This is a genomic window from Zavarzinia sp. CC-PAN008, from assembly GCF_051903925.1.
In the GTDB taxonomy this organism is placed as follows: Bacteria; Pseudomonadota; Alphaproteobacteria; order Zavarziniales; family Zavarziniaceae.
This window is the reverse complement of the sequence record NZ_CP173678.1, coordinates 2,955,014-2,976,099: the sequence shown is the minus strand read 5'-3', so window position 1 is coordinate 2,976,099 and position 21,086 is coordinate 2,955,014. Positions and strand designations below refer to the sequence as shown.

19 protein-coding genes and 2 riboswitches are annotated in these 21,086 nt (G+C 69.7%); of the genes, 11 read left to right on the top strand and 8 right to left on the bottom strand.

Annotation, left to right across the window (positions count from 1 at the left end; all coding sequences use genetic code 11):
• Positions 1-6: 6 nt before the first annotated feature.
• The 7 genes from ACI6GS_RS14000 (at position 7) to ACI6GS_RS13970 (ending at position 7,142) form a co-directional block, all read left to right on the top strand.
• Positions 7-633 carry a DsbA family protein gene (locus tag ACI6GS_RS14000; RefSeq protein ID WP_439814067.1) on the top strand — a complete coding sequence of 209 codons (627 nt, stop codon included), beginning with the start codon at positions 7-9 and terminating at the stop codon, positions 631-633.
• An 82-nt stretch (positions 634-715) separates the two neighbouring features.
• Positions 716-4,174, top strand: a complete 3,459-nt coding sequence (smc, locus tag ACI6GS_RS13995) for a chromosome segregation protein SMC (RefSeq protein WP_439814066.1) — start codon at positions 716-718, stop codon at positions 4,172-4,174.
• A gap of 446 nt (positions 4,175-4,620) precedes the next feature.
• Positions 4,621-4,941: an AtpZ/AtpI family protein gene (locus tag ACI6GS_RS13990; protein ID WP_439814065.1), complete on the top strand. Its 321-nt coding sequence runs from the start codon at positions 4,621-4,623 to the stop codon at positions 4,939-4,941.
• Positions 4,942-4,950: 9 nt separating this feature from the next.
• Positions 4,951-5,688 carry a F0F1 ATP synthase subunit A gene (locus tag ACI6GS_RS13985; protein ID WP_439814064.1) on the top strand — a complete coding sequence of 246 codons (738 nt, stop codon included), beginning with the start codon at positions 4,951-4,953 and terminating at the stop codon, positions 5,686-5,688.
• Between the two features lie 40 nt (positions 5,689-5,728).
• Positions 5,729-5,956: an ATP synthase subunit C family protein gene (locus tag ACI6GS_RS13980; RefSeq protein ID WP_439814063.1), complete on the top strand. Its 228-nt coding sequence runs from the start codon at positions 5,729-5,731 to the stop codon at positions 5,954-5,956.
• 8 nt (positions 5,957-5,964) lie between these two features.
• Complete coding sequence (locus ACI6GS_RS13975; protein ID WP_439814062.1) at positions 5,965-6,651, top strand: F0F1 ATP synthase subunit B family protein; 687 nt, start codon at positions 5,965-5,967, stop codon at positions 6,649-6,651.
• On the top strand, positions 6,651-7,142 hold the full coding sequence (locus ACI6GS_RS13970) for a F0F1 ATP synthase subunit B family protein (protein WP_439814061.1): 492 nt from the start codon (positions 6,651-6,653) through the stop codon (positions 7,140-7,142). Before ACI6GS_RS13975 ends, ACI6GS_RS13970 begins: the two co-directional genes overlap by 1 nt.
• 324 nt (positions 7,143-7,466) lie before the next feature.
• On the opposite strand, the gene gcvPB is transcribed toward ACI6GS_RS13970, so the two are convergent.
• The 6 genes from gcvPB to ACI6GS_RS13940 all read right to left on the bottom strand — a co-directional run bounded on the left by gcvPB (position 7,467) and on the right by ACI6GS_RS13940 (position 15,711).
• Entirely contained in the window at positions 7,467-9,026 is a 1,560-nt protein-coding gene (gene gcvPB, locus ACI6GS_RS13965) for an aminomethyl-transferring glycine dehydrogenase subunit GcvPB (protein WP_439814060.1), read from the bottom strand.
• Positions 9,023-10,372, bottom strand: a complete 1,350-nt coding sequence (gcvPA, locus tag ACI6GS_RS13960) for an aminomethyl-transferring glycine dehydrogenase subunit GcvPA (RefSeq protein ID WP_439814059.1) — start codon at positions 10,370-10,372, stop codon at positions 9,023-9,025. Before gcvPA ends, gcvPB begins: the two co-directional genes overlap by 4 nt.
• Positions 10,373-10,375: 3 nt before the next feature.
• A complete protein-coding gene (gene gcvH / locus ACI6GS_RS13955; RefSeq protein WP_439814058.1) occupies positions 10,376-10,744 on the bottom strand; it encodes a glycine cleavage system protein GcvH in 369 nt (122 codons plus the stop codon).
• A gap of 50 nt (positions 10,745-10,794) precedes the next feature.
• Entirely contained in the window at positions 10,795-11,922 is a 1,128-nt protein-coding gene (gcvT, locus tag ACI6GS_RS13950) for a glycine cleavage system aminomethyltransferase GcvT (RefSeq protein ID WP_439814057.1), read from the bottom strand.
• Positions 11,923-11,947: 25 nt separating this feature from the next.
• A riboswitch (glycine riboswitch) is annotated at positions 11,948-12,069 on the bottom strand.
• Positions 12,070-12,159, bottom strand: a riboswitch (glycine riboswitch).
• A gap of 68 nt (positions 12,160-12,227) precedes the next feature.
• Positions 12,228-12,767: a hypothetical protein gene (locus tag ACI6GS_RS13945; RefSeq protein WP_439814056.1), complete on the bottom strand. Its 540-nt coding sequence runs from the start codon at positions 12,765-12,767 to the stop codon at positions 12,228-12,230.
• An 82-nt stretch (positions 12,768-12,849) separates the two neighbouring features.
• Positions 12,850-15,711, bottom strand: coding sequence for an efflux RND transporter permease subunit (locus tag ACI6GS_RS13940; RefSeq protein WP_439814055.1), 2,862 nt, complete (start codon positions 15,709-15,711; stop codon positions 12,850-12,852).
• A gap of 288 nt (positions 15,712-15,999) precedes the next feature.
• Between ACI6GS_RS13940 and ACI6GS_RS13935 the strand changes: the two genes are divergently transcribed.
• Positions 16,000-16,656, top strand: coding sequence for a DNA-3-methyladenine glycosylase family protein (locus ACI6GS_RS13935; RefSeq protein ID WP_439814054.1), 657 nt, complete (start codon positions 16,000-16,002; stop codon positions 16,654-16,656).
• Between the two features lie 34 nt (positions 16,657-16,690).
• Entirely contained in the window at positions 16,691-18,127 is a 1,437-nt protein-coding gene (locus ACI6GS_RS13930) for an amidase (RefSeq protein WP_439814053.1), read from the top strand.
• A gap of 30 nt (positions 18,128-18,157) precedes the next feature.
• Here ACI6GS_RS13930 and ACI6GS_RS13925 read toward each other — a convergent pair whose 3' ends face one another.
• Complete coding sequence (locus ACI6GS_RS13925) at positions 18,158-18,796, bottom strand: protein phosphatase CheZ (protein ID WP_439814052.1); 639 nt, start codon at positions 18,794-18,796, stop codon at positions 18,158-18,160.
• A 167-nt stretch (positions 18,797-18,963) separates the two neighbouring features.
• On the opposite strand from ACI6GS_RS13925, the gene ACI6GS_RS13920 reads away from it, so the two are divergent.
• Positions 18,964-19,569 carry a hypothetical protein gene (locus ACI6GS_RS13920; protein WP_439814051.1) on the top strand — a complete coding sequence of 202 codons (606 nt, stop codon included), beginning with the start codon at positions 18,964-18,966 and terminating at the stop codon, positions 19,567-19,569.
• A 41-nt stretch (positions 19,570-19,610) separates the two neighbouring features.
• Here the strand turns inward: ACI6GS_RS13920 and ACI6GS_RS13915 are convergent, their stop codons facing one another.
• Positions 19,611-20,021, bottom strand: coding sequence for a MarR family winged helix-turn-helix transcriptional regulator (locus tag ACI6GS_RS13915; RefSeq protein ID WP_439817970.1), 411 nt, complete (start codon positions 20,019-20,021; stop codon positions 19,611-19,613).
• 375 nt (positions 20,022-20,396) lie between these two features.
• Between ACI6GS_RS13915 and ACI6GS_RS13910 the strand changes: the two genes are divergently transcribed.
• Positions 20,397-21,041, top strand: coding sequence for a DUF1989 domain-containing protein (locus ACI6GS_RS13910; protein WP_439814050.1), 645 nt, complete (start codon positions 20,397-20,399; stop codon positions 21,039-21,041).
• The last annotated feature ends 45 nt before the right edge of the window (positions 21,042-21,086 follow it).

Genomic DNA, 21,086 nt, shown 5'->3' with positions numbered 1-21,086 from the left:
GCCATCATGACCATGCCGTTCTCGCGCCGCACCCTACTAGGTCTTGTGGGCACCACCGCTCTGGTGGGCGGCCTGGGCGTGCGCCAGGCCAGCGCCACGCCGCAGGAGATCGCCGCGGACGAAATCGTCTTCGGCAACGCCGATGCACCGCTGACGATCCTGGAATATGCGTCGCTGACCTGCCCGCATTGCGCGCATTTCCATATCACGACGTTTCCGGAGCTGAAGACCAAGTACATCGACACAGGCAAGGTGCGGCTGGTGTTCCGCGACTTCCCGTTCGATCGCGCGGGGCTTGCCGGTTCGGTCCTGGTGCGCTGCGCCGGGCCGCAACGGGCCGGTGCTTTCCTCCAGGTGCTCTACGCGACGCAGCAGAACTGGGCGACCTCGGCCGATCCGCAGGCGGCACTGGACGACATCGCCAAGATGGGCGGCCTGCCAAAGGCCCAGTACGATGCCTGCAAGGTCGACGAGGCGCTGAAGAATCGCATCGTCCAGTACCGCCTGGACGCACAGAACATCTTCAAGATCACCTCGACCCCCAGCTTCGTGATCGACAACGAGGTCTATTCCGGCGCGCTGTCGTTCGAGGAACTGGAAAAGATCATCAAGGACGCCCGACCCAACCTCTGACCCGGACTGGCGCGCGTCCCCGTTCGGGCGCGCCAAGGCGACGGGTGGGGGTTGGGCGGGGTCCCGTTCAAGGGGAACCTGCTTGCGCTTCACCCGGTTGCGTCTGTCCGGCTTCAAGTCGTTCGTCGAGCCGTCGGAGCTGGTCATAGCGCCCGGCCTGACCGGCATTGTCGGACCCAATGGCTGCGGCAAGTCGAACCTGCTCGAAGCCCTGCGCTGGGTCATGGGAGAAAGCTCGGCGCGTCTGGTGCGCGGGACCGAGATGAACGACGTGATCTTCGCCGGCACGACCAGCCGGCAGGCCAAGCCGTTCGCCGAGGTGGCCCTGGCCCTCGACAATGACGGCCACGATGCGCCGGCTGCCTTCAACGAACTCGACGAGCTTGAGGTCAGTCGCAAGATCACGCGCGACGTCGGCTCCACCTATCGCGTGAACGGCAAGGAAGTCCGCGCCCGCGACGTGCAGCTGCTCTTCGCCGATGCGGCGACCGGCGCGCGCTCCCCCGCCCTGGTGGGCCAGGGACGCATCGCGGCCATCATCGCGGCCAAGCCCGCCGAACGCCGCGCCGTCCTGGAGGAGGCGGCCGGCATTGGCGGCCTGCACGCCCGCCGGCACGAGGCCGAGCTGAAGCTGAAGGGTGCGGAAGCTAACCTGGAGCGGGTCGATGACCTGATCGGCGGGCTGGAGACGCAGGTGGCCGCCCTGAAGCGTCAGGGAAGGCAGGCGACGCGCTATCGCAACCTGGCCGCCGACATCCGGAAGGCGGAGGCGTTGCTGCTGCACATGCGCCATCGCGAAGCGGCCGGCGCCATCGCCGCCACCGCCGCCACCCTGCGCGAGGCGGAGGCGCTGGTCGTGCGCCTGACGGCGGAAGCCGCCGCCGCCGCGACGGTCGAGGCGGGGATCGCAGCGGGCCTGCCCGCACTGCGCAGCCGCGAGGCCGAGCTCGCCCAGTCGCTGCACGCCGCGCGGGTGGAGCGTGACGGGCTGGCGCTCGAGGAACGGCGCGTCGGCGAGGCACGCCAGCGCCTGGCGAACCAGGTGGTGCAGGCCGAGCGCGACCGCGCCCGCGAGCAGGCGCTGGTCGAGGACGCGGCCCAGGCGCAATCCCGCCTGGGCCAGGAACGGGCCGAACTGGAGGCGCAGCGCGGCGCCCAGCCCGCGCTGGAGGCTGCGGCCCAGACAGAGCTGGAAGCGGCTGGCGGCCGCCTGTCCGCCGCTGAAGCCCAGGCCGACCAGGCCGCCCGCCGGCTGGCCGAGCGCGACGCCGCCGCGGCCGCCCTGCAACGCGAGCTGGACGACTTGAAGCGCAAGCGCCAGCGCAGCCTCGACGACCAGCGCAGGCTGGCCGGCGAGCGTGACCGGCTTGGCGCCGAGCAGGCGGCCGACCCGGCGATGGATGACGCCACCGGCCGCATCGCCACGCTGGAGGCGCAGCTGGCCGACGGCCGGGCCGCGCTGGACGCGGCGGAGGCGGCGGCGCGCGACAGCGAACCGGCGGAAGCCCAGGCCCAGGCCCAGGCGCGCAAGGCCGAGGCGGACGTCCAACGCTGCGCCAGCGAGGCCAAGGGCCTGCGTCAGGTGCTGAGCAGTGGCCGTAGCGGGCGCCATGCCCCGATCCTCGACCAGGTGAGTGTGGCGCCGGGCTATGAGGCCGCCTTCGGGGCCGCGCTGGGCGAGGATGTCGAGGCACCGCTGGACCAGCCGGCCCCGGTGCGCTGGACGACCCTGCCGCCCTATGACGCGGCGCCGTCCCTGCCGCCAAGCGTCGAAGCGCTGGCCGACAAGGTCCAGGCGCCGCCCGCCCTCGCCCGCCGCCTGTCGCAGGTCGGAATTGTCCTGCCCGAACAGGGGCCGGCCCTGGCCGCACAGCTTCAGCCCGGCCAGTGCCTGGTGACGCGCAAGGGCGCGCTGTGGCGCTGGGATGGTTTCCAGGCTGCGGCCGAGGCGCCCAGTGCCGCGGCAATCCGCCTGGCCCAGCGCAACCGCCTGGGCGAACTGGAGGCAGAGCAGGCCCAGGCAGAGGCAGTCCTGGCCAACGCCCGTACGGCGCACGAGGCGGCGCGGGCCGCACGGGCGACCGCCAACGCCCAGGTGCTGGACCGTCGCCAGGCCCTGCGTGGCCTGGAGGACACGCTGGCCCGTCTGCGCGAGGCAGCGGCCCGGGCTGCCCGCGTCCGGGCCGAGCGGGAGGCCAAGCTGGCGGCACTGGCTGAGAGCATGGCCCGGGTCGAGCGCGACGCGGCAGACGTGGCTGCCGCCCTGGCCGCGGCGGAGTCGCGAGCTGCCGCCCTGCCCCCGCGCGACGCGCTGGAACAGGCGCGCACTGCACTCGCCCGCGAGGTGGGACTGCTGCGTTCAGCCCTGGCCGAGAAGCGCGGCCAGCTTGAGAGCCTGCGGCGAGAGGCGCTGGCCCGCGCCAAACGGATCGAGGCGGTCACGGCCGAGGATCTGGCCTGGACCAGGCGGCGGACAGCAGCGGAGGGCCAGATCGCCACCTTCGATGCCCGGGTCCTGGCCCTGCGGGCCGAGGCGGCCGAGCTGGAGGACAGGCCTGCCCAACTGGCCGAAGCGCGCATGGCGGCGGAGACGCGGATCGCCGCGGGTGAGAATGCGCGCAATGCGGCCGCCCAGGCGCTGGGCGAGGCAGAAGCCGACGGGACGCGCGCCCACGCCGCCGTGCGTGCGGTCGAGGCAGCGCTGGCCGACGCGCGGGAGCGGCGCATCCGGGCCGAGGGTGCGGCCGAGCAGGCCGCGGGCCGCCTGGCCGACCTGGAAGCGGCCATCACCGAGCGCCTTGGTCTGTCGCCCCGCGACCTTGCCGACGCGGCCGGCCTGGACGCCGCCGACGACCTGCCGCCCGCCGACGGTGTGGAGCAGCGGCTGGACAAGCTCAAGCGCGACCGCGACGCCATGGGTCCCGTCAATCTCCGCGCCGATGTCGAGGCCGAGGAGATCGGGCGCGAGATCGTCACCCTGCAGACCGAACGGGCCGATCTGACCGCGGCCATCGCCCGCCTGCGCCAGGCGATCGGCGCCCTGAACCGCGAGGGGCGGGAGAAGCTCGCCGCTGCCTTCGACGCGGTGAACCAGCATTTCGGCGAGGTCTTCCAGAAACTGTTCGGCGGCGGCCGCGCTCACCTGGTGCTGAGCGAGTCGGACGATCCGCTGGAAGCAGGCCTGGAGATCATGGCGAGCCCACCGGGCAAGAAGCTCCAGTCGCTGGGCCTGTTGTCGGGCGGCGAACAGGCGCTGACGGCGCTGTCGCTGATCGTTGCCGTTTTCCTGACCAACCCGGCACCGATCTGCGTGCTGGACGAGGTCGACGCGCCGCTGGACGATGCCAACGTGCAGCGCTTCTGCGACCTTCTCGAAGATGTCGCGCGGCGGACACAGACGCGCTTCCTGGTCGTCACCCACCATTCCCTGACCATGTCGCGCATGGACCGCCTCTATGGCGTCACCATGGCCGAGCGCGGCGTCTCGCGCCTGGTTTCGGTCGAGTTGGCCCGTGCGCCTGTCCTGCGCGCCGCGGAATAGCCGGCGAATCGGCACGGCATCACCAACGATTCGCCCGTTCGCGCCGATCGCCAGACCCCATCGCCTGGGGCCGTGGGAGGCCGCGGCGGCGCCCGTCAAAGGAGACGTCTCATGCCTCAGCCAGGGCCGGGGCGGCGCACCGCGCCGGTGCCGCGCGGACGGCCGAGCGCCCTTGTCTTGCGCGCCTTGCGCAGCGCGGATGACGGCCAGCCTGGAGCTTTGCGCATCCAGCCCGTCCGCGTTTGCGCAACCGCGGACGGTGCGCGTGCGGCCGGTGCGAACGGGTTCATGCTGCCCTGCGGCAAAACGGGCGGGACCAAGGCCCCAAGCCGCCTTGACAGCGCGTTCGCCCGCCTCATAGGTTGCGCCCGCCGCGACGGGCTGGGGTGCCGTTGGGGCGGGGCCCGGACTGCTGGCCTGTTGGCCTGCATCCGCGGGAGCTTGTGATGTCCGATCAGAAGCCGCCACCCGACCTTCGTGACCTCGACCGCAGGCTGCGCGAGATGCAGCAGCGCTACGAGCCTCCGGCTTCGGAGCGGCCGCCGGAAACGGCGATGGGCTTGGCCATGCGTGCCGGCGTTGAGCTGGTCGCGGGTTTCTTTGTCGGCGGGGCGATCGGCTACGGCTTCGACCTGCTGCTGGGGTCCAGTCCCTGGGGACTGGTGGTGTTTTTCATTCTCGGCGGCGTTGCCGGGATCCTGACGGTCGTCCGCTCCGCGATGCGGTCGATGGCCGAGCAGGACCGCAACGACCGCAAGCAGGGATAAGGCGGGAACATGGCTGCTGGGCATAGCCCGATGGAGCAGTTCGAGATCAGGCGGATCGTGCCCCTGGAACTGGGGCCGATCGATGCCGCGATCACGAACTCGGCGCTGTTCATGGCGGCGGCGGTCATCCTGGTGACCCTGTTCATGGTCATGGCGATGCGGCCCAAGGCACTTGTGCCCGGCCGGATGCAGTCCATGGCCGAACTCAGCTACGAGTTCATCGCCAACATGATCAAGGAGAACGTGGGCACGGCGGGGATGAAGTACTTCCCCCTGATCTTCACGCTCTTCATGTTCATCCTGTTCCTGAACCTGCTGGGCCTGTTGCCGTACAGCTTCACGGTGACCAGCCACATCGCGGTCACGTTCACGCTGGCCTTCGGCGTGTTCCTGGGCGTGACGCTGCTGGCCATCGCCAAGCACGGCCTGCACTTCTTCTCGTACTTCCTGCCGAAGGGCCTGCCCCTGGTCTTGGCGCCGCTCATCATCGTGATCGAGGTGATCTCGTACATGATGCGGCCGATCAGCCTTTCGGTCCGACTGTTCGCCAACATGCTGGCGGGCCACACCATGCTCAAGGTGTTCGCCGGCTTCGTTGTGGCGCTTGGCATCGCGGGTGGCTGGCTGCCCTTCGCGTTCATCGTGGCACTGACCGGGCTCGAACTCCTGGTCGCCGTTCTGCAGGCCTATGTCTTCACGATCCTGACCTGCATCTACCTGAACGACGCCATCCATCTGCATCACTGATCCAAGTCTTCTTACGGATCCCATCGAAAGGACTGCATTCATGGACCCGCAAGCTGCAAAGCTGATCGGCGCCGGCCTGGCGACCATCCCGCTGTTCGGCGTCGGCATCGGCCTCGGCCTGCTGTTCGGCAACTTCCTCCAGGGCGCGCTGCGCAATCCGGGGGCGGCTCCCCGCCTGTTCGCCAACGCGATGCTGTTCTTCGCGCTGATCGAGTCGGTGGCGCTGTTCGCCCTCGTCGTGGCGATGCTCATCCTCTTCGTGTTCTGAGCCGGATCATGGCAACCCGTCTGCTTGCCACGGCGGCGCTCGCGCTGGTTCTGGCGGGGCCTGCTGCGGTCGCGCAGACGACCCAGCCGCCGGCAGGCCAGCCCGGAGCGCCAGGCGCCACCGTCATCGACGTGGTGCCCCCCGCCTCCGTGGGCGAGGTCGGCGAGATCCATGCCGAGCCGCATACCCAGAAGAGCGGCCTGCCCCAGCTTCGGTTCGAGGACTTCGCGCCTCAGATCTTCTGGCTGATCGTCGCGTTCATCGTGCTCTACATCGCGATGTCGCGCGTCGCCCTGCCCCCGGTCGGGCGGGTGCTGGAGGATCGGGCTCGCCGTATCCAGGGCGACCTGGCCGAGGCGGAGGCCCTGCGGGCCCAGGCCCAGGCAGCGCAGGCCGCCTATGAGAAGAACCTGGCCGAGGCCCATGCCGCAGCGCTTGCCATCGTCAACGAGGCCCGCGCCGCGCTGACGGCGCAGGCGGACAAGCGCAAGGCCGAGCTTGAAGCCCGTCTGGGGGCCGAGGCACGCGAGGCGGAGCAGCGCATCCAGGCGGCCCGCGCCGCAGGCTTGGCCGAAGTGCGGGGCGTCGCTGCGGATGTCGCCGGAGCGGTGGTCGAGAAGCTGCTGGGCCGGTCGGCCGAGCCGCAGGTGCTGAGCGCTGCGGTCGACGCAGCGATCGCGAAGGGGCAGTCCTGATGGAATTGTTCAGCGATACGACCTTCTGGGTCGCCGCCGCGTTCTTCGTGTTCGTCGGCATCCTGATCTACGTCAAGGTTCCGGCCACGGTCACGGCGCTGCTCGACAAGCGCAGCGCCACGATCAAGGCCGAACTGGACCAGGCCCGCGCCCTGCGGGAGGAGGCATTTGCCGCCCTGTCCACCTGGAAGACCCGGCAGGCCGAGGCCGCCTCCCGCGCCGACCAGGTCCTGGCCGACGCCAAGGCGGAAGCCCAGGCGCTGGCGGCACAGGCCGCGATCGATCTTGACGCGGCCGTCGCCCGGCGGACGCAGCAGGCGCTCGACCGCATCGCCCAGGCCGAGCAGAAGGCCGCGGCAGAGGTCCGTGCAGCAGCTGTCGACGCGGCCATCGCCGCCGCGCGCGACGTGATCGCGAAGTCGCTGGGCCCCGCCGAACAGGCGGCCCTGATCGACAAGGCGATCGCTGACACCGGCCGTCGCCTGCACTGAGGACTGGCACCCAAGCCAAGACGGAAACGGCGCCCACTGGGCGCCGTTTCTGTTTGTGGAGTGTGCGTTGTCGTGGGCTTGCGCGCGGCACCTTGAACCTCGTGCTCGCGCCCGTTGAATGCCTCCGTCACCTCAATTGAACGGGGCTACTGTCACGCCCCCATCCCCGCTCATCCCCGCCACGCCGGGGATCCAGGGCCCCAAGCGCAGGTTCCTGCGACTCCCGGATCCCCGCTTTCGCGGGGATCAACGGGATGCTGAGCCGTGACCACGCCCCCTTCCCCATCACTGTGCGACGGAGAAGGGGAAGGGCAGTGCGCGCCTCTACTCGGCCGCCTTGGGCAGCGCGGGCGGGCGCCAGCGCAGGACGGGCTGCCGCGCGGCCTGGGTCTCGTCCAGGCGGCGGCGGGGGGTCAGGGTCGGCGCCTGGGTGAAGCGCTCCGCCTGCCCCGACTTGGCCTGTTCCGCCAGGCCGCGCAGGACGGCGATGAACTGGTCCAGGCTCTCCCGCGATTCGCTCTCGGTCGGTTCGACCAGAAGCGCGCCATGAACCACCAGGGGGAAATACATGGTGGGCGGGTGGAAACCCTCGTCGATCATCGCCTTGGCGAAGTCCAGCATGGTGACGCCGGTCCCCTCCAGGAACGTGTCGTCGAACAGCGCCTCGTGCATGCAGGGGCCATCGCCGAACGGCGCGCTCATGACGTCCTTGAGCGAGGCCAGGATATAGTTGGCGGAAAGCACGGCGTCGCCGGCCGCCTGGGCCAGGCCGTCGCTGCCATGGCTCATCATGTAGGCCAGGGCCCGCACGAACATGCCCATCTGCCCGTGAAAGGCCGAGAGGCGGCCCACCACGCCGTCCTCGCCGCCGTCGCCCTCGTCCAGGGTGAAGCCGTCGCCGTCGCGCACCACGCGCGGCCGCGGCGCGAACGGCACCAGGGCCGCGGACAGCACGACCGGGCCGCTGCCCGGCCCGCCCCCGCCATGGGGGGTGGAGAAGGTCTTGTGCAGGTTGATGTGCATCGCGTCGATGCCCAGGTCGCCGGGCCGCACCTTGCCCACCACCGCGTTGAAGTTGGCCCCATCGCAGTAGAAGAAGCCGCCGGCCTCGTGGATCGCGTCGGCAACCGCCTTCACGTCACGCTCGAACAGGCCACAGGTATTGGGGTTGGTCAGCATGACCGCCGCCACGTCCGGACCCAGCTTGGCCTTGAACGCGGCGAGGTCGACGCGGCCGTCCGCAGTCGCCGGAACCGGATCGACGACATAGCCGCAGGCTGCCGCCGTCGCCGGGTTCGTGCCGTGCGCCGACTCGGGCACCAGGACACGGGTGCGCGTCTCGCCCCGCGCGGCCAGCGCGGCGCGGATCGCCATCAGCCCGCACAACTCGCCCTGGGCCCCTGCCTTGGGCACCAGGGCGACGCCCGGCATGCCGGTCAGGACACACAGCCAATGGCTGAGCCGGTCCATCACGGCCAGCGCACCCTGGATGGTGGAGATCGGCTGCATCGGATGCAGGTCGGCAAAGCCGGGCAGCCGCGCCATCCGCTCGTTCAGGCGCGGATTGTGCTTCATCGTGCACGAGCCGAGCGGGAAGATGCCCAGGTCGATCGCATAGTTGCGGCGCGACAGCCGGGTGTAGTGGCGCACCACCTGGGGCTCGGCCAGGCCAGGCAGGCCGATGCCACGCCGGGCCCGCGCGGGACCCAGGCGCAGCGCGGTCCCGTCGGGCACGGGCAGGTCGACGCCGGTGCGCCCCTCCTCCCCCAGGGTGAAGATCAAGGGCTCCTCGATATCCAGGCCGCGATTGCCGGATATCGTGGCCCCGATCGGGGTGCCCGCGTCGTTGGCCGCCGGCCGGCTGGGCCGTCCCTGCTCGTTCATGCCAGCACCTCGGAAAGCGACGCCACCAGGGCGTCCATGTCCTCGTCCGTCGTCAACTCGGTGGCCGCCAGGATCAGGACGTCATCAAGATCCGCCGCACCTGGCCACAACCGCGCTCCGGGCACGCCGGCCAGGACGCCGCGTTGCGCCAGGGCATCGACCACCGGGCCGGCGGGCTGTCCCAGGCGCACGGTCAGTTCGTTGAAGAAGGCAGGCGTGGCAAGGCGCACCCCCTTCACGGCCTCCAGCCGGTCGGCCAGGCGGCAGGCGGCCTCGTGGTTCAGGCGCGCCAGGCGGGTCAGCCCCGCCTCCCCCAGCAGGCTGAGATGAATGGTGAAGGCCAGCGCACACAGGCCCGAATTGGTGCAGATGTTGGACGTCGCCTTCTCGCGCCGGATGTGCTGCTCGCGCGCCGACAGGGTCAGCACGAAGCCGGGCCGGCCCGCCGCATCGACCGTGGCGCCGGCCAGGCGGCCCGGCATCTGCCGCACGTACTTGTCGCGTGTCGCGAACAGGCCCAGGTGCGGGCCGCCGAAGTTCAGGCCGACGCCCAGGCCCTGCCCCTCGCCCACGACGATATCGGCGCCCTGGGCGCCCGGCGGCTCCAGCAGGCCCAGTGCGACCACCTCGGTGACCACGACGACCAGCAGCGCGCCCACGGCGTGCGCCGCCTCTGCCAGCGGCACCAGGTCGACGGGTCGGCCGAACACGTCGGGGGTCTGCACGACCAGGCAGGCAGTCGCCTTGCCCACGTCGGCCGCGCCGTCATTGCCTCCCGCGGGATCGGCGGACGCCTGCACCACCTGCCCGCCGGCGCCCAGTTCCGCATGCGTGCGGATGGTCGCGGCGTAATGCGGGTGCAGGTTTCCGGCCAGCACGACGTCAGTACGGCGCGTGACGCGCCGCGCCATCAGCACGGCCTCCGCCGCCGCCGTGGCCCCGTCGTACATGGAGGCATTGGCCACATCCATGCCGGTCAGCAGGGCCACCTGGGTCTGGAACTCGAACAGGTACTGCAACGTCCCTTGCGCGATTTCCGGCTGATAGGGCGTGTAGCTGGTCAGGAACTCGCCACGCTGGATCAGGTGATCGACGGCGGCCGGGACATGATGGCGGTAGGCGCCGCAGCCCAGGAAGCTCGGCACCTCGCCCGCGGACAGGTTGCGCCGGGCCAGCGCCGTCAGCGTCCGCTCCACGGCCAGTTCGCCGGCCGCGCGGGGCAGGTCGACCGGAGCCGCGAGCAGCGCGCCTGCGGGGACATCCGTGAACAGGTCGTCGATCGCGCCGACGCCGACGCGGGCCAGCATCGCGCCGCGATCGGCCTCGGTCAAAGGCAGGTAGCGCACGTGTCAGAGCCCCGCGACAAAGGCGTCATAGGCCGCCTGATCCATGAGCCCGTCCAACTCGGCCGCATCGGCCAGGCGCAGGGAGAAGAACCAGCCGTCGCCCAGCGGGTCCGTGTTGACCAGCGCCGGCTCGTCGGCCAGTCGGGGATTCACCGCCTCGACCGTGCCGCCGGCCGGGGCATAGATCTCGGACGCGGCCTTGACCGACTCCACGACCGCGGCCTCGCCCCCCTTGGCGACCTCGCGCCCAGGCTCGGGCAGGTCGACGAAGACCACATCGCCCAACTGCTCCTGGGCATAGGGCGTGATGCCGACGGTGCCGAGGTCGCCCTCGACCCGGATCCACTCATGATCCTGTGTGAAGCGCAGCAAGGGGAGTTCTCCAGGCTCGGAATTGCGATGACGGGTTCGAAGGAGCGGCCTCAGCCGCGGAAATAGCGATGCGGGGCAAAGGGCATGGCCACGACCTGGGCGGGCAAGTCCTTGCCGCGCACGCGGACGGCCAGTGCCTGCCCGGCCTTGCCGAGCGCGGGCGGGACATAGGCCATGGCGATGGGCACATCCAGGCTGGGACCGACGCCCCCGGAAGTAAGGACGCCGACCACGGCGCCGTCCGGGCCAACAACTTCCGCCCCCTCGCGCGCGGGCTGGCGTCCGTCCAGGCGCAGGCCGACACGACGACGCGGCGGGCCGTCGCGGAGCTGGCCCAGGATGACATCGGCGCCGGGAAAGCCACCTTCCGCCCGGCGCCGCTTGCTGATCGTCCAGGCAAGGCCCGCCTCGATCGGCGTCGTCTGGGCCGTGATGTCGTGCCCGTGCAGGCACAGGCCGGCCTCCAGCCGGAGCGAATCGCGGGCGCCCAGGCCCGCTGCCTCGACCTCCGGCTCGTCCAGGAGGCGCGTGGCCAGGGCGGCGGCGTCCTTGTCCTCGCAGCTGATCTCGAACCCGTCCTCGCCCGTGTAGCCGGAGCGGGTGATGATGCAGGCCAGGAAGCGGTCGATGTCGACGGCGAGCGCGCTCATGAAGGGCATCGACTCGACCCCCGGGGCGTGACGGGCCAGCACCGCAGCCGCCTTCGGCCCCTGCAGCGCCAGAAGCGCGCGATGGCGCAGATACTCGACCCGGTGGCCGACCAGATGCTCGTCCATGTGGGCGATGTCGGCATGCTTGTTGGCCGCGTTGACCACCAGGATCAGGTCGGCGGCGCGACGCTGCACCATCAGGTCGTCCAGGATGCCGCCGCGCTCGTTGGTGAACATCGTGTAGCGGACCTGCCCGGTCGCCAGGGCGGCGATGTCGCCGGGCACCAGGCGCTCGATGGCGGCGATCGCGTCAGGGCCGGAGATCCGCACCTGACCCATGTGACTGACGTCGAACAGCGACGCGGCGGCGCGGGTGTGGCGGTGCTCGGCCAGGATTCCGGCGGGGTACTGGACCGGCATCTCGTAGCCGGCAAAGGGCACGATGCGCGCGCCCAGGCTGCGGTGCAGGTCGTAAAGCGGAGTGCGGAGTAGATCGGTCACCGGCCAGGCCCCCAACAGAATGCGCATCGCGGGCGCAATTGCTTGCGCACACCATGCCCCCTCTGTCCGGTGACCTGAGAGATTGACCAGCCCGCCCAGGCAGCGCCAGGACGGACGGCTTACTCCGTCGGTGGGACCGCGGCCCTGATGGCCCGGTCCGCTTTCCAGAGCGGTCTACCCCCTGCGGTCCTGGGTGCCTGAGAGTTTCCGGGGCGGTTGCTCCTTCGGCGCCGGCTCCTCGCCGGGCTCTCCCACAGGGGTCGTACTGACCTGCCGACAGCTACACCACGGCCCGCCGCGAAAGGCAAGGGGCCGTGGCGGCGCAGGGCGCGCTACTCGGGCGGCAGGACGGCCTCGGGCGCTTCCAGCGGGACCGTGTCGGGGGCCGCCTGCGGCACCGGAAACGCCCCCGCGCGGAAGCGGTTGAAGGCCAGCTGCTCGCGCGTCAGGACAAAGCCCACGAGCACATCCAGGGCACGCGGGCTCTCCTGGCCCTCCCGCGGGATTTCGAACGAGACGGTGGTCTCCTCGATCGCGACACCGTCGCGGTTGAATGAGAGGTCCAGCATCTCGCCCGTACGCAGCGCCACCGCCTCGCCCCGCGCCGCGACGGCGAAGATCGGCTGCTCCGCATCGCCGATGTCCGACACCGGGCCGCGCCGGGCCACCACGGCCAGCTTCACGTCGACGCTGATCGATTCGTCGCGCGCACGGCAGGTCAGCGCCACCTGCGTCACCTCGCCCTCGTAGAGGATGTCGGTGATGTCGCGCCCGCTGCCGGGACGGAACACGGTCACGCGTTCCGTATCCTTCAGGCGGGCGACACTGGGACAGGCGGAATCGGTGACCGTCTCGCACGCCGACAGCGACACGGCCAGGGCAACCAGGCCCAGGGCCGGTACGACCCGGCGCGCCCAGGATCGGGCGCACCGGGTTCCCGGAGAGGTGTTCGCGCTAATGCCAAGCTCCCTTCGGCACCACCACGCCGCCACGGCGCGGCACCAGCACCTCCAGTACCGCGACCAGCGCCGGAAGCAAAGTGACGGCGCCGATCATGTTGACCATGAACATGATGGTCAACAGCAGGCCCATGTCAGCCTGGAACTTCAATTCCGAGAAGCTCCACAGCGCGACACCGATCGCCAGCGTGAAGCCGGTGAACATGGTGGCCGAGCCGACATCGTGCAGCGCCTGGAGATAGGCCTCGTAGGGCGATTTCCCCATGCTCATGTAGCGCTGGATGCGGTTGTACTCATAGATGCCGTAGTCGACGCCGATGCCGACCGCGATCGCCAGCACCGGCAGGGTCGAGACCTTGAGCCCGATGCCAAGCAGCGTCAGCAGCCAGTTGCCGATGATGGTCGACAGGATCAGCGGCAGGACGCAGACCAGGGCCCCGCGCCATTCGCGATAGCTGGCGATGACCAGCACCATGACGACGGCATAGACATAGAGCAGCATCGGGATTTCCGCCGCCGCCACCGCCTGGTTTGTCGCCGCCAGGATGCCACCATTGCCGGAGGCCAGCCGCACGTTGACGGCGCGCGTCCGCGTCTCAGGCAGGTTCAGGAACTCGGCCGCGCGGGTCAGGACGGCGGGCGGGTTTTCCAGCGACTTGAAGTACTGGATCGCCCAGTCCAGCGGATGGACTCGCAGGAAATTGCGGTTGCCCGTCTCGATCGCCGGCCGGTTCTTCTCCAGATAGGCGCTCATCAGCTGGGCGACGCGGGCCCGCTTGGCGTCCTCGCTGGCGTTCTGGATGCCCTCCAGCGTCGCGCGGGACTCGGGCGCCAGTTCGTCGATCGGGGTCCGGGCCTGACGCTCTGCCTCGCGCCAGTCGCGGTTCGAGATCGGCTCGGCGCCGGCCTTGGCTTCCAGGTCCGCCATCGTGGCCAGCGCGGTGTCGATCGGCGCCTGGCTGGCGGGAGCCTTCAGCATGGCCTCGCGCAGGGCGGGGTCGAGCCAGTTCGAGGCGATGCCGAAGCGCTGGAACGTCTCGCGGTTGTTCTCCAGGAACTCCAGCACGCCGAGCAGGACCAGCGACTGGTGGACGCCGCGGTCTAGCACCGCGCGGTCGGCGGCGCTGGTGTCGGGCATGCCGTCCAGCAGGCCCATCAGCGTGGTGCCCAGCTTGTTCTCGCGCCGGAATGCGTCGACCGCGACCACCGCGTCGTGCAGGGTCTCGGCCTTGGTGTCGCTGGTGAAGACCATCAGCGGCAGGACGGTGCAGCGCGAATTGAGCAGGCCGCTGGCCGTCGGCACCACGCCCACAGCCTGCGACAGCACGCTGCGGTCCCGCGGCACCGCGCGCCAGCGCAGGTTCCCCTCGCGCCAGATCGTGCCCACCGTCTTGGACATGAAGGGCAGGCCGACGGCGGCCTGGACCCCAGGCACGTTGGCCATGGTCCACTGGAAATGATCCAGCAGGCGCATCAGCGTGTAGTCGACGCAGGCGTTTTCCGGCGCCTCCACGATCGCCGTCAGGACGTTCAGGCCGATCGCGTAGTTGCTGGTGATGAAGGCGATGTCCTGGTTGTAGCGGGCATTGGGGCGCAATTCGGCGGCGCCGGCATGCACGTCGCCGATCTGCAGGTTGCGCCCCTCGTACAGGCCGACCGCGCCCAGCACCAGGGCAAGGCCGACCACAACGAACGAGAAGCGGGGGCCCGCGACCGTGGCGACCGTGGGCCAGAAGCGCGCGCGCCATTCCATGGCACGGCGCACTTTCTCAGGGTAGTTGCCGCCCGGCGCGATGTAGGACGCCAGCAAGGGCAGCATGACGAGGTTCGAGACGATCTTCAGCGCGATGCCGACGCTGGCCGCCACGGCCAGTTCGCGGATCATGCCGATCGGAATGACCCCCAGCGTGGCAAAGCCGGCAAAAGTCGACAGCAGCGCGACAAGGCCCGGCACGAACAGGAAGCTGAACGTGGTCCGCGCGGCCTCCTCCTTGGTGCGTCCGGCCGCAAGTTCGGCACCGATCATGTTGAGCTGCTGCACGCCGTGACTGACGCCGATGGCAAAGACTAGGAACGGCACCAGGATCGACAGCGGATGGACGCCCAGGCCCATGACGGCGAGCAGGCCGAACTGCCAGATCAGCGAGCACAGCGAGGCGAACAGGGTCACCAGCGTCAGCCGCCAGGACCGGCAATAGAGGTAAACCATGCCGACCGTCAGCAGGAAGGCAAAGCCGAAGAACTCGACCACGTTTCCGGCGGCGGAGGCGATCTGCCCCAGCAGTGGCGCAAAGCCGACGATGCGGACCTTGATGTCGTCCGTCTCGTACTTGTCGCGCAGATCCTTCTCAAGCTGCCGGGCGACCTCGAGCGGATCGAGGGCGAGGCGCGTGCGCGGGTGGATTTCCTGCAGCTCGGCCGTCAGCAGCGTGGACTTGAAGTCGAAGCTGACCAGGCGGCCGACATGGTTCCCCTTCAGCACATTGCGCTGGATCATCTCGATCGATTCAGGGGTCAGCTGCACTCCGGACGGGATCACGTCGCCCGCGCGCAGGCCGTCCTCGACCAGTTCGATATAGCGGGTGTTCGCCGTCCACAGCGAGGTGACCGTCCCGCGGGCAACGCCCGTGACATAGAAGAGGTCGTCCGTCGCGGAGCGGATCTTCTGCAGGAAGTCCGCGTCCCAGATCGTGCCGTCCCTCTTCTCGAAGGCGATCAGGACGCGATTGGCGCCAGAGAAGTCCTTGCGATACTGGAGGAACGTATCGACATACTCATGGCCGATCGGCAGGGTCGACTCGAACCCCGCCTCGATCTTGAGATCCTTGGCCAGATAGCCGGAAACGATCGTCGCCAAGCCCAGTAGTGCCAGTATTACTGCACGCCAACGGAACACGAAGGCCTCTACCCGCGCCATAATTCCTCCAGCTGTTCAGGCGATCCCGCTGTCCCGCGGGCTTCTGCGCCCCGTCAAGGCGGCCAGCGCAGCACGTTCGTCCCAGTCGCGCATGATGAAGCCAGAAATACCGGCGAAAGTGAACGACTTCCTTCACAGCGTTCAGCTAGTCGTGAACGGTGTTTCGCTATAACACGTTATATTCAATGCTCAGATTGCTGCCAAACCTGTCCACTTCTGTGATCCGTTATGGTTGACGACACTGAAACCGACGCACGCCTGTGTATTCATGCCGCAGCATTGCGCGCATTGCGCTCGGCTGATCCCGATATTGCACGGGCTCTGGACCAGGCAGGCATTCCTGAACTGCGGATCCGGGCTCCGGGATTTGGTACGCTGCTGCGGATCATCGTCGACCAGCAGGTGTCGACCGCATCCGGTGCTGCGATCTGGCGCAGGCTGGAGGCGCTGGTGGATCCCGCAGATCCCGCGGCAATCCTGGCGGCCGGAGCGGAGGCGCTGGTCACGGCCGGCTTCTCCCGACCCAAGCAGCGCTACGCGCTGGGCCTGGCGCAGGCGATCGTCGAAGGGCGTTTCGACCCGGCCGCCGTGGCTGCATTGCCCGACGCGCAGGCCATCGCCGCCCTGGTGGCGCTGCCGGGACTGGGCCGCTGGAGTGCCGAGGTCTACCTGATGTTCGCGCATGGCCGGCCCGACCTGTGGCCCGCCCACGACGTCGCCCTTCAGGAAGCCGCGCGCAGGCTGAAGGGCCTGGAGCAGCGGCCCGACGTGCGCGGCATGGACCGCCTGGCGGAAGCCTGGCGGCCACATCGCTCGACCGCGGCCCTGGTCCTGTGGCGCTATTATGCGTGGAGCCTGGGCCGCACGGTCGCGCCGGCGGGCTGAGGTGCCGGAGAAGACAAAGGGGGGAGCGCACGCCATGGCATTCGCGGAGTACGACCAGTATGACGGCCTGGGCCTGGCCGACCTGATCCGCCGGGGCGAGGTCTCTCCCGCCGATGTGGTCGAAGCCGCCATCGCCCGGATCGAGGCCCTGAACCCCCAGCTCAACGCGCTGGTGCACAAGGCCTATGACGAGGCCCGGCGGACCCGTGCCGCGGACGGCCCGTTCGGCGGCGTGCCGTTCCTGATCAAGGACCTTGCCTGCCCGGTCGAGGGCTGGCCCTGCACGTCCGGCAGCCACTATTTCGGCGACGGTCCGGCCGCCAGCGACGGCATCATGACGCGGCGCTTCCGTGGTGCCGGACTGGTCCTGCTGGGCACCACCAACACGCCGGAACTGGGCATCACGGGCACCACCGAATCGGGCCGGCTGGGCCCCTGCCGCAATCCCTGGAACCCGGCGCACATCACGGGGGGGTCGAGCGGCGGGGCCGCGGCCGCCGTCGCCAGCGGCATGGTGCCGATGGCCCACGCCTCGGACGGACTGGGCTCGATCCGCATCCCGGCGGCATGCTGCGGCCTGTTCGGCATGAAGATCACGCGCGACCGCAATCCGACGGATCCGGCGCGGCTGGACGGTCTCCTGAACCTGGCGGTCGACCATGCGGTGACACGCACGGTGCGCGACAGCGCGGCCCTGCTGGACGCGACGGCCGGCTGGCCGGGCGGGACACCCTTTGCCGTGCCGCCGCGCCAACGCCCGTGGCTGGAGGAAGTCGCGACGCCGCCCGGGCGCCTGCGCATCGCCTGGTCCAGCCGCACGCCCAGCGGCAAGCCCATCGCGGCGGAGGTGGAGGCCGCCCTGCAGCAAACCGTGGCGCTGCTGCAGGGCTTGGGGCACGAGGTTGTGCCCCATGACCTGAGCGTGGACCTGCGCCCGCTCTACCGCGCGCACCGCGCCGTGTCGGGCCCCAACATGCGCGCCCGGCTGGCGCGGCGGATCAGGGAAACGGGCCGCGCGCCCGAGCGCCACGAGCTGGAGCGCCTGACCTGGGCCATCATCGAGGGATCATCGGGCACCACGCCGGAGCAGGTGGTGGAGGGCGCGCATGCGATGCGCCGCCTGAGTGTTGAGTTGCTGTCGCTGTTTGACCGGTTCGACGTCTTCCTGTCGCCGGTCCTGGGGACGGAACCGCCCCCGGTTGGCCATATCGACCCGGTGACGCTGGATCCGGCGCTCGTCAACCAGCGTCAGGCCGAGGCGTTTCCCTTCACCCCGCCGTTCAACTTCACGGGCCAGCCCGCCATGTCCGTGCCCCTGGCCTGGAGCGCGTCCGGCCTGCCGCTGGGCATGCAGTTCGCCGGTCGCCATGGCGACGAGGCGACGCTGTTCCGACTGGCTGCACAGCTGGAACAGGCCCAGCCCTGGATCGGGCGCAAGCCCCCGGTCTGGGGGCTGCGGGCAGCGGCCTGAGCGCCGCCGCGCCGGCCTGGTCGAACGCCCTCAGCCGAAGAGGGCGTCGATATCGTCCTGGCTCAGGCCCTGGTTGGCAAGCTGCGGGCCGTTGAGCAGGGCCTCGTCGCCCTGGGCCACGACCTCGTTGCCCATGGGCAGGTCGACAAAGGCGTCGACGCCCCAGATGCCGATCATCGACATCACCCGCTCCTCGACGAAGCGCAGGGTGCGCACGACCTTGGTGATCCGCTGGCCGGTAATGTCCTGGAAGTTGCACGCCTCCAGGATGGTCACCAGGTGGTTCTCCAGGGCCTCCGCCTTGGGTCGGGCCTCGGCATCGTCGGCCAGCAGGATCTGCAGGTCCGAGATCAGGCCACCCATCTTTTCGCTGGCGTCCAGGATGTCGTGCGTCGCCGTCTCGGTCGCCAGGACGATGGCATCCAGCTCGTTCGAGGCGGCACTCATGCGGTCGTCGTCCGACATCGGATGCCGGATGGAGGCGAGTTCGCGCTTCGCGCGTCCAATCTCGCGCACCATGCGCGCGATCTCGATGCGGACGTCCTGGTTCTGACGCAATTCGTTCGCGGCCTCCTCGGCGCCGGGTGCGGCCTGCGACACCACTGCGCGGAGGTCGGCAATCTCGTGCTTGACCTCCTTCAGGGCGGCAAGCATTTCATTGCGGTCCACGCTGTCCTCCTGGGGCCCTCCCATGTCAGGGGCCTGGGTCTTGCGCTGTTCCATCAACGCCCGCTCGGCGCTGAACAGTTTGGGCGTTCGGATGGACAAGATGGCAGCTCCATCGCACGGGCGAAATCTGCCGCCGATGATGGATAACAAGGCTTAACAATTCGCCAATGATCCTGACGCCCATCGAAACGGACGACCTGCCCACGGTCCTGGACAGTTTCGCCGATCGCCTGGAGGGAGCGGCTGCACGGGCCTTTGCCCGCATCGCCGCCAGCGGCGCGCACGGCGACTATGATCTGCCGGACCATCGGTTGGCGGCCACGACCCTGGCGGCGCGCGCCGGCATCCCGACGCGGGACGAGCGGCCGGAAGTGGCCTTCAGTTGGGATGGCACCTGCATCCGCACGCGGAGCGAAGCCAGCGTGATCGTGCACGAGGTGGCGCATTGGCTGCTGTGCCCGCCGGAGCGGCGGTCGCTGCCGGATTTCGGCCTGGGCGCGGGCCCGGAAAGCGGCCGGGCGGCGGAGGCGGACGCCTGCCGCTGTGTCGACGAGGAGACGCGCCAGCGCGAGGAGTGCGAGGCCTCGCTGCTCGGCATCCTGTGGGAGGCCGAACTGGGCCAGCCGGCAATCCATGCCTTCCTGGAGCAGAACTGGCTGGAGGGGTGGGAGCGGCCGGCCGCGGCCCAGCACTTCGCCCGCACCCTGGCGAGCCTCCAGGCACAGGGGCTCGCAGGCGCTGACGGTCGCCCCCGGCTGCCGCCCTCGATCTGAGGGCGGCGGCCCAGGTTCGCCCAGACCAGCCTTCGCCCAGGTCAGCCCAGGCGCATGGGGACGCGCCCGTCCTCGTTATGGGCGGCGATCAGCCGGATCAGGGTGGCCGAGAGCGCCTCGCGCAATGATGTCGGCAGCGGTTCCACCAGGCGCGCATGGACCCGTTCGATCGCCGGGCCCATGCCCTGAAGCGTGTCCAGGCCCGCCTGTGTCAGGTGCAGGCGGCGGGTCCGGCGGTCCGACGGATCGTGCGAGCGCTCAATCAGGCCGCGTTTCTCCAGTCGTCGGGTGACGTCGGCCATGGTCGTCCGGTCGACCCCGACCTCCAACGCAACGCGCCCCTGCTCCAGGCCCGGATTCTCATGAACCACAGCCATGATCGCGTGCTGGACAGACGTCACCTTGAACGTGGAGCATTCTTCCGCGTAAATTGAAAGGTATATCTGATGCATTCGTCGGACAAGCATGCCCGGTCGTGCCAGAAGTTCAGTCAGGTTACCCCGCGTAACAGAAATCTCGCACTCTGATACCGCCGGCTGTTCTTTGCGCCTGCGCTTCTGCATACCACCGCCCCTGTGCGAACCAGTCGCGTCACTGCGCTGATCCATACATTGTGATCCTATGCGGCGTACCATTTTTCGCTGCAAATTGCCAAGACTCGATGCGCCGTTCGATCAAATGAACGCGAGGTCAGTCGGCGCAGCCGAAGCCGCCCGCCCAACCATGGTTTGAACGCGGGGGCTGGCCATGCGCCGGCCCCTGGCGACAATTGCGCTCGCAGACCAGAAGGCCGGACGCCACGGCGCCGGTTCAAGCGGAGGGCGCCCATGACCAACGACACCGCCACCTCACCGATCAGCCCCGATGGACGGCCCGAACCCGGTCGCCGCTATGTCCTGCCGGCGCGGGCGGGGCGCGCCGTGCGGGTGGGCCGCGGGCAGACCATCCGCATCGAGAATCCCAACGGCACCCAGGTCGTCGACACCTGGGCCTTCGTCGCCGGCGACCTGCGCGAGGTCATGTCGATGGAGCATCTCCGGACCCAGTTCAGCCGCATCGGGATCAGGGTGGGCGACGGCCTGCCCACGAATCACCGGCGGCCGATCCTGGAGGTGGTCGAGGACACCAGCCCGGGCGTGCACGACACGCTGATGTCGGCCTGCGACAAGTACCGCTACGAATGCCTGGGCCATGTCGGCTACCACGACAGCTGCACCGACAACCTGCGCAACGCCATGGCGGCCATCGGCCTTGAGGCGCCGGAGGTGCCCAGCCCGCTGAACCTGTTCATGAACATTCCCGTCCATCCCGACGGCCGTGTCAGCTTCGACCCACCCGTCAGCCGGCCCGGCGACTATGTGGCGCTGAAGGCGCTGGACGACGTGATCGTGGTCCTGTCGGCCTGCCCCCAGGACATGAACCCGATCAACGGCGACAAGGGTCCGCAGGACGCCGCGTTCGTCGTTTCCTGATCGCCGTCACCGCGTGGGCTTGCGAGACCCCGCGCGGCTCAGCAT

Excerpts from the sequence above, each read along its gene's own strand:
- ACI6GS_RS14000 (WP_439814067.1), top strand. The coding sequence starts at position 7 with ATGACCATGCCGTTCTCGCGCCGCACCCTACTAGGTCTTGTGGGCACC.
- ACI6GS_RS13990 (WP_439814065.1), top strand. The coding sequence starts at position 4,621 with ATGTCCGATCAGAAGCCGCCACCCGACCTTCGTGACCTCGACCGCAGG.
- ACI6GS_RS13985 (WP_439814064.1), top strand. The coding sequence starts at position 4,951 with ATGGCTGCTGGGCATAGCCCGATGGAGCAGTTCGAGATCAGGCGGATC.
- ACI6GS_RS13980 (WP_439814063.1), top strand. The coding sequence starts at position 5,729 with ATGGACCCGCAAGCTGCAAAGCTGATCGGCGCCGGCCTGGCGACCATC.
- ACI6GS_RS13975 (WP_439814062.1), top strand. The coding sequence starts at position 5,965 with ATGGCAACCCGTCTGCTTGCCACGGCGGCGCTCGCGCTGGTTCTGGCG.
- ACI6GS_RS13970 (WP_439814061.1), top strand. The coding sequence starts at position 6,651 with ATGGAATTGTTCAGCGATACGACCTTCTGGGTCGCCGCCGCGTTCTTC.
- gcvPB (WP_439814060.1), bottom strand. The coding sequence starts at position 9,026 with ATGAACGAGCAGGGACGGCCCAGCCGGCCGGCGGCCAACGACGCGGGC.
- gcvT (WP_439814057.1), bottom strand. The coding sequence starts at position 11,922 with ATGCGCATTCTGTTGGGGGCCTGGCCGGTGACCGATCTACTCCGCACT.
- ACI6GS_RS13935 (WP_439814054.1), top strand. The coding sequence starts at position 16,000 with ATGGTTGACGACACTGAAACCGACGCACGCCTGTGTATTCATGCCGCA.
- ACI6GS_RS13930 (WP_439814053.1), top strand. The coding sequence starts at position 16,691 with ATGGCATTCGCGGAGTACGACCAGTATGACGGCCTGGGCCTGGCCGAC.
- ACI6GS_RS13920 (WP_439814051.1), top strand. The coding sequence starts at position 18,964 with ATGATCCTGACGCCCATCGAAACGGACGACCTGCCCACGGTCCTGGAC.
- ACI6GS_RS13915 (WP_439817970.1), bottom strand. The coding sequence starts at position 20,021 with ATGCATCAGATATACCTTTCAATTTACGCGGAAGAATGCTCCACGTTC.
- ACI6GS_RS13910 (WP_439814050.1), top strand. The coding sequence starts at position 20,397 with ATGACCAACGACACCGCCACCTCACCGATCAGCCCCGATGGACGGCCC.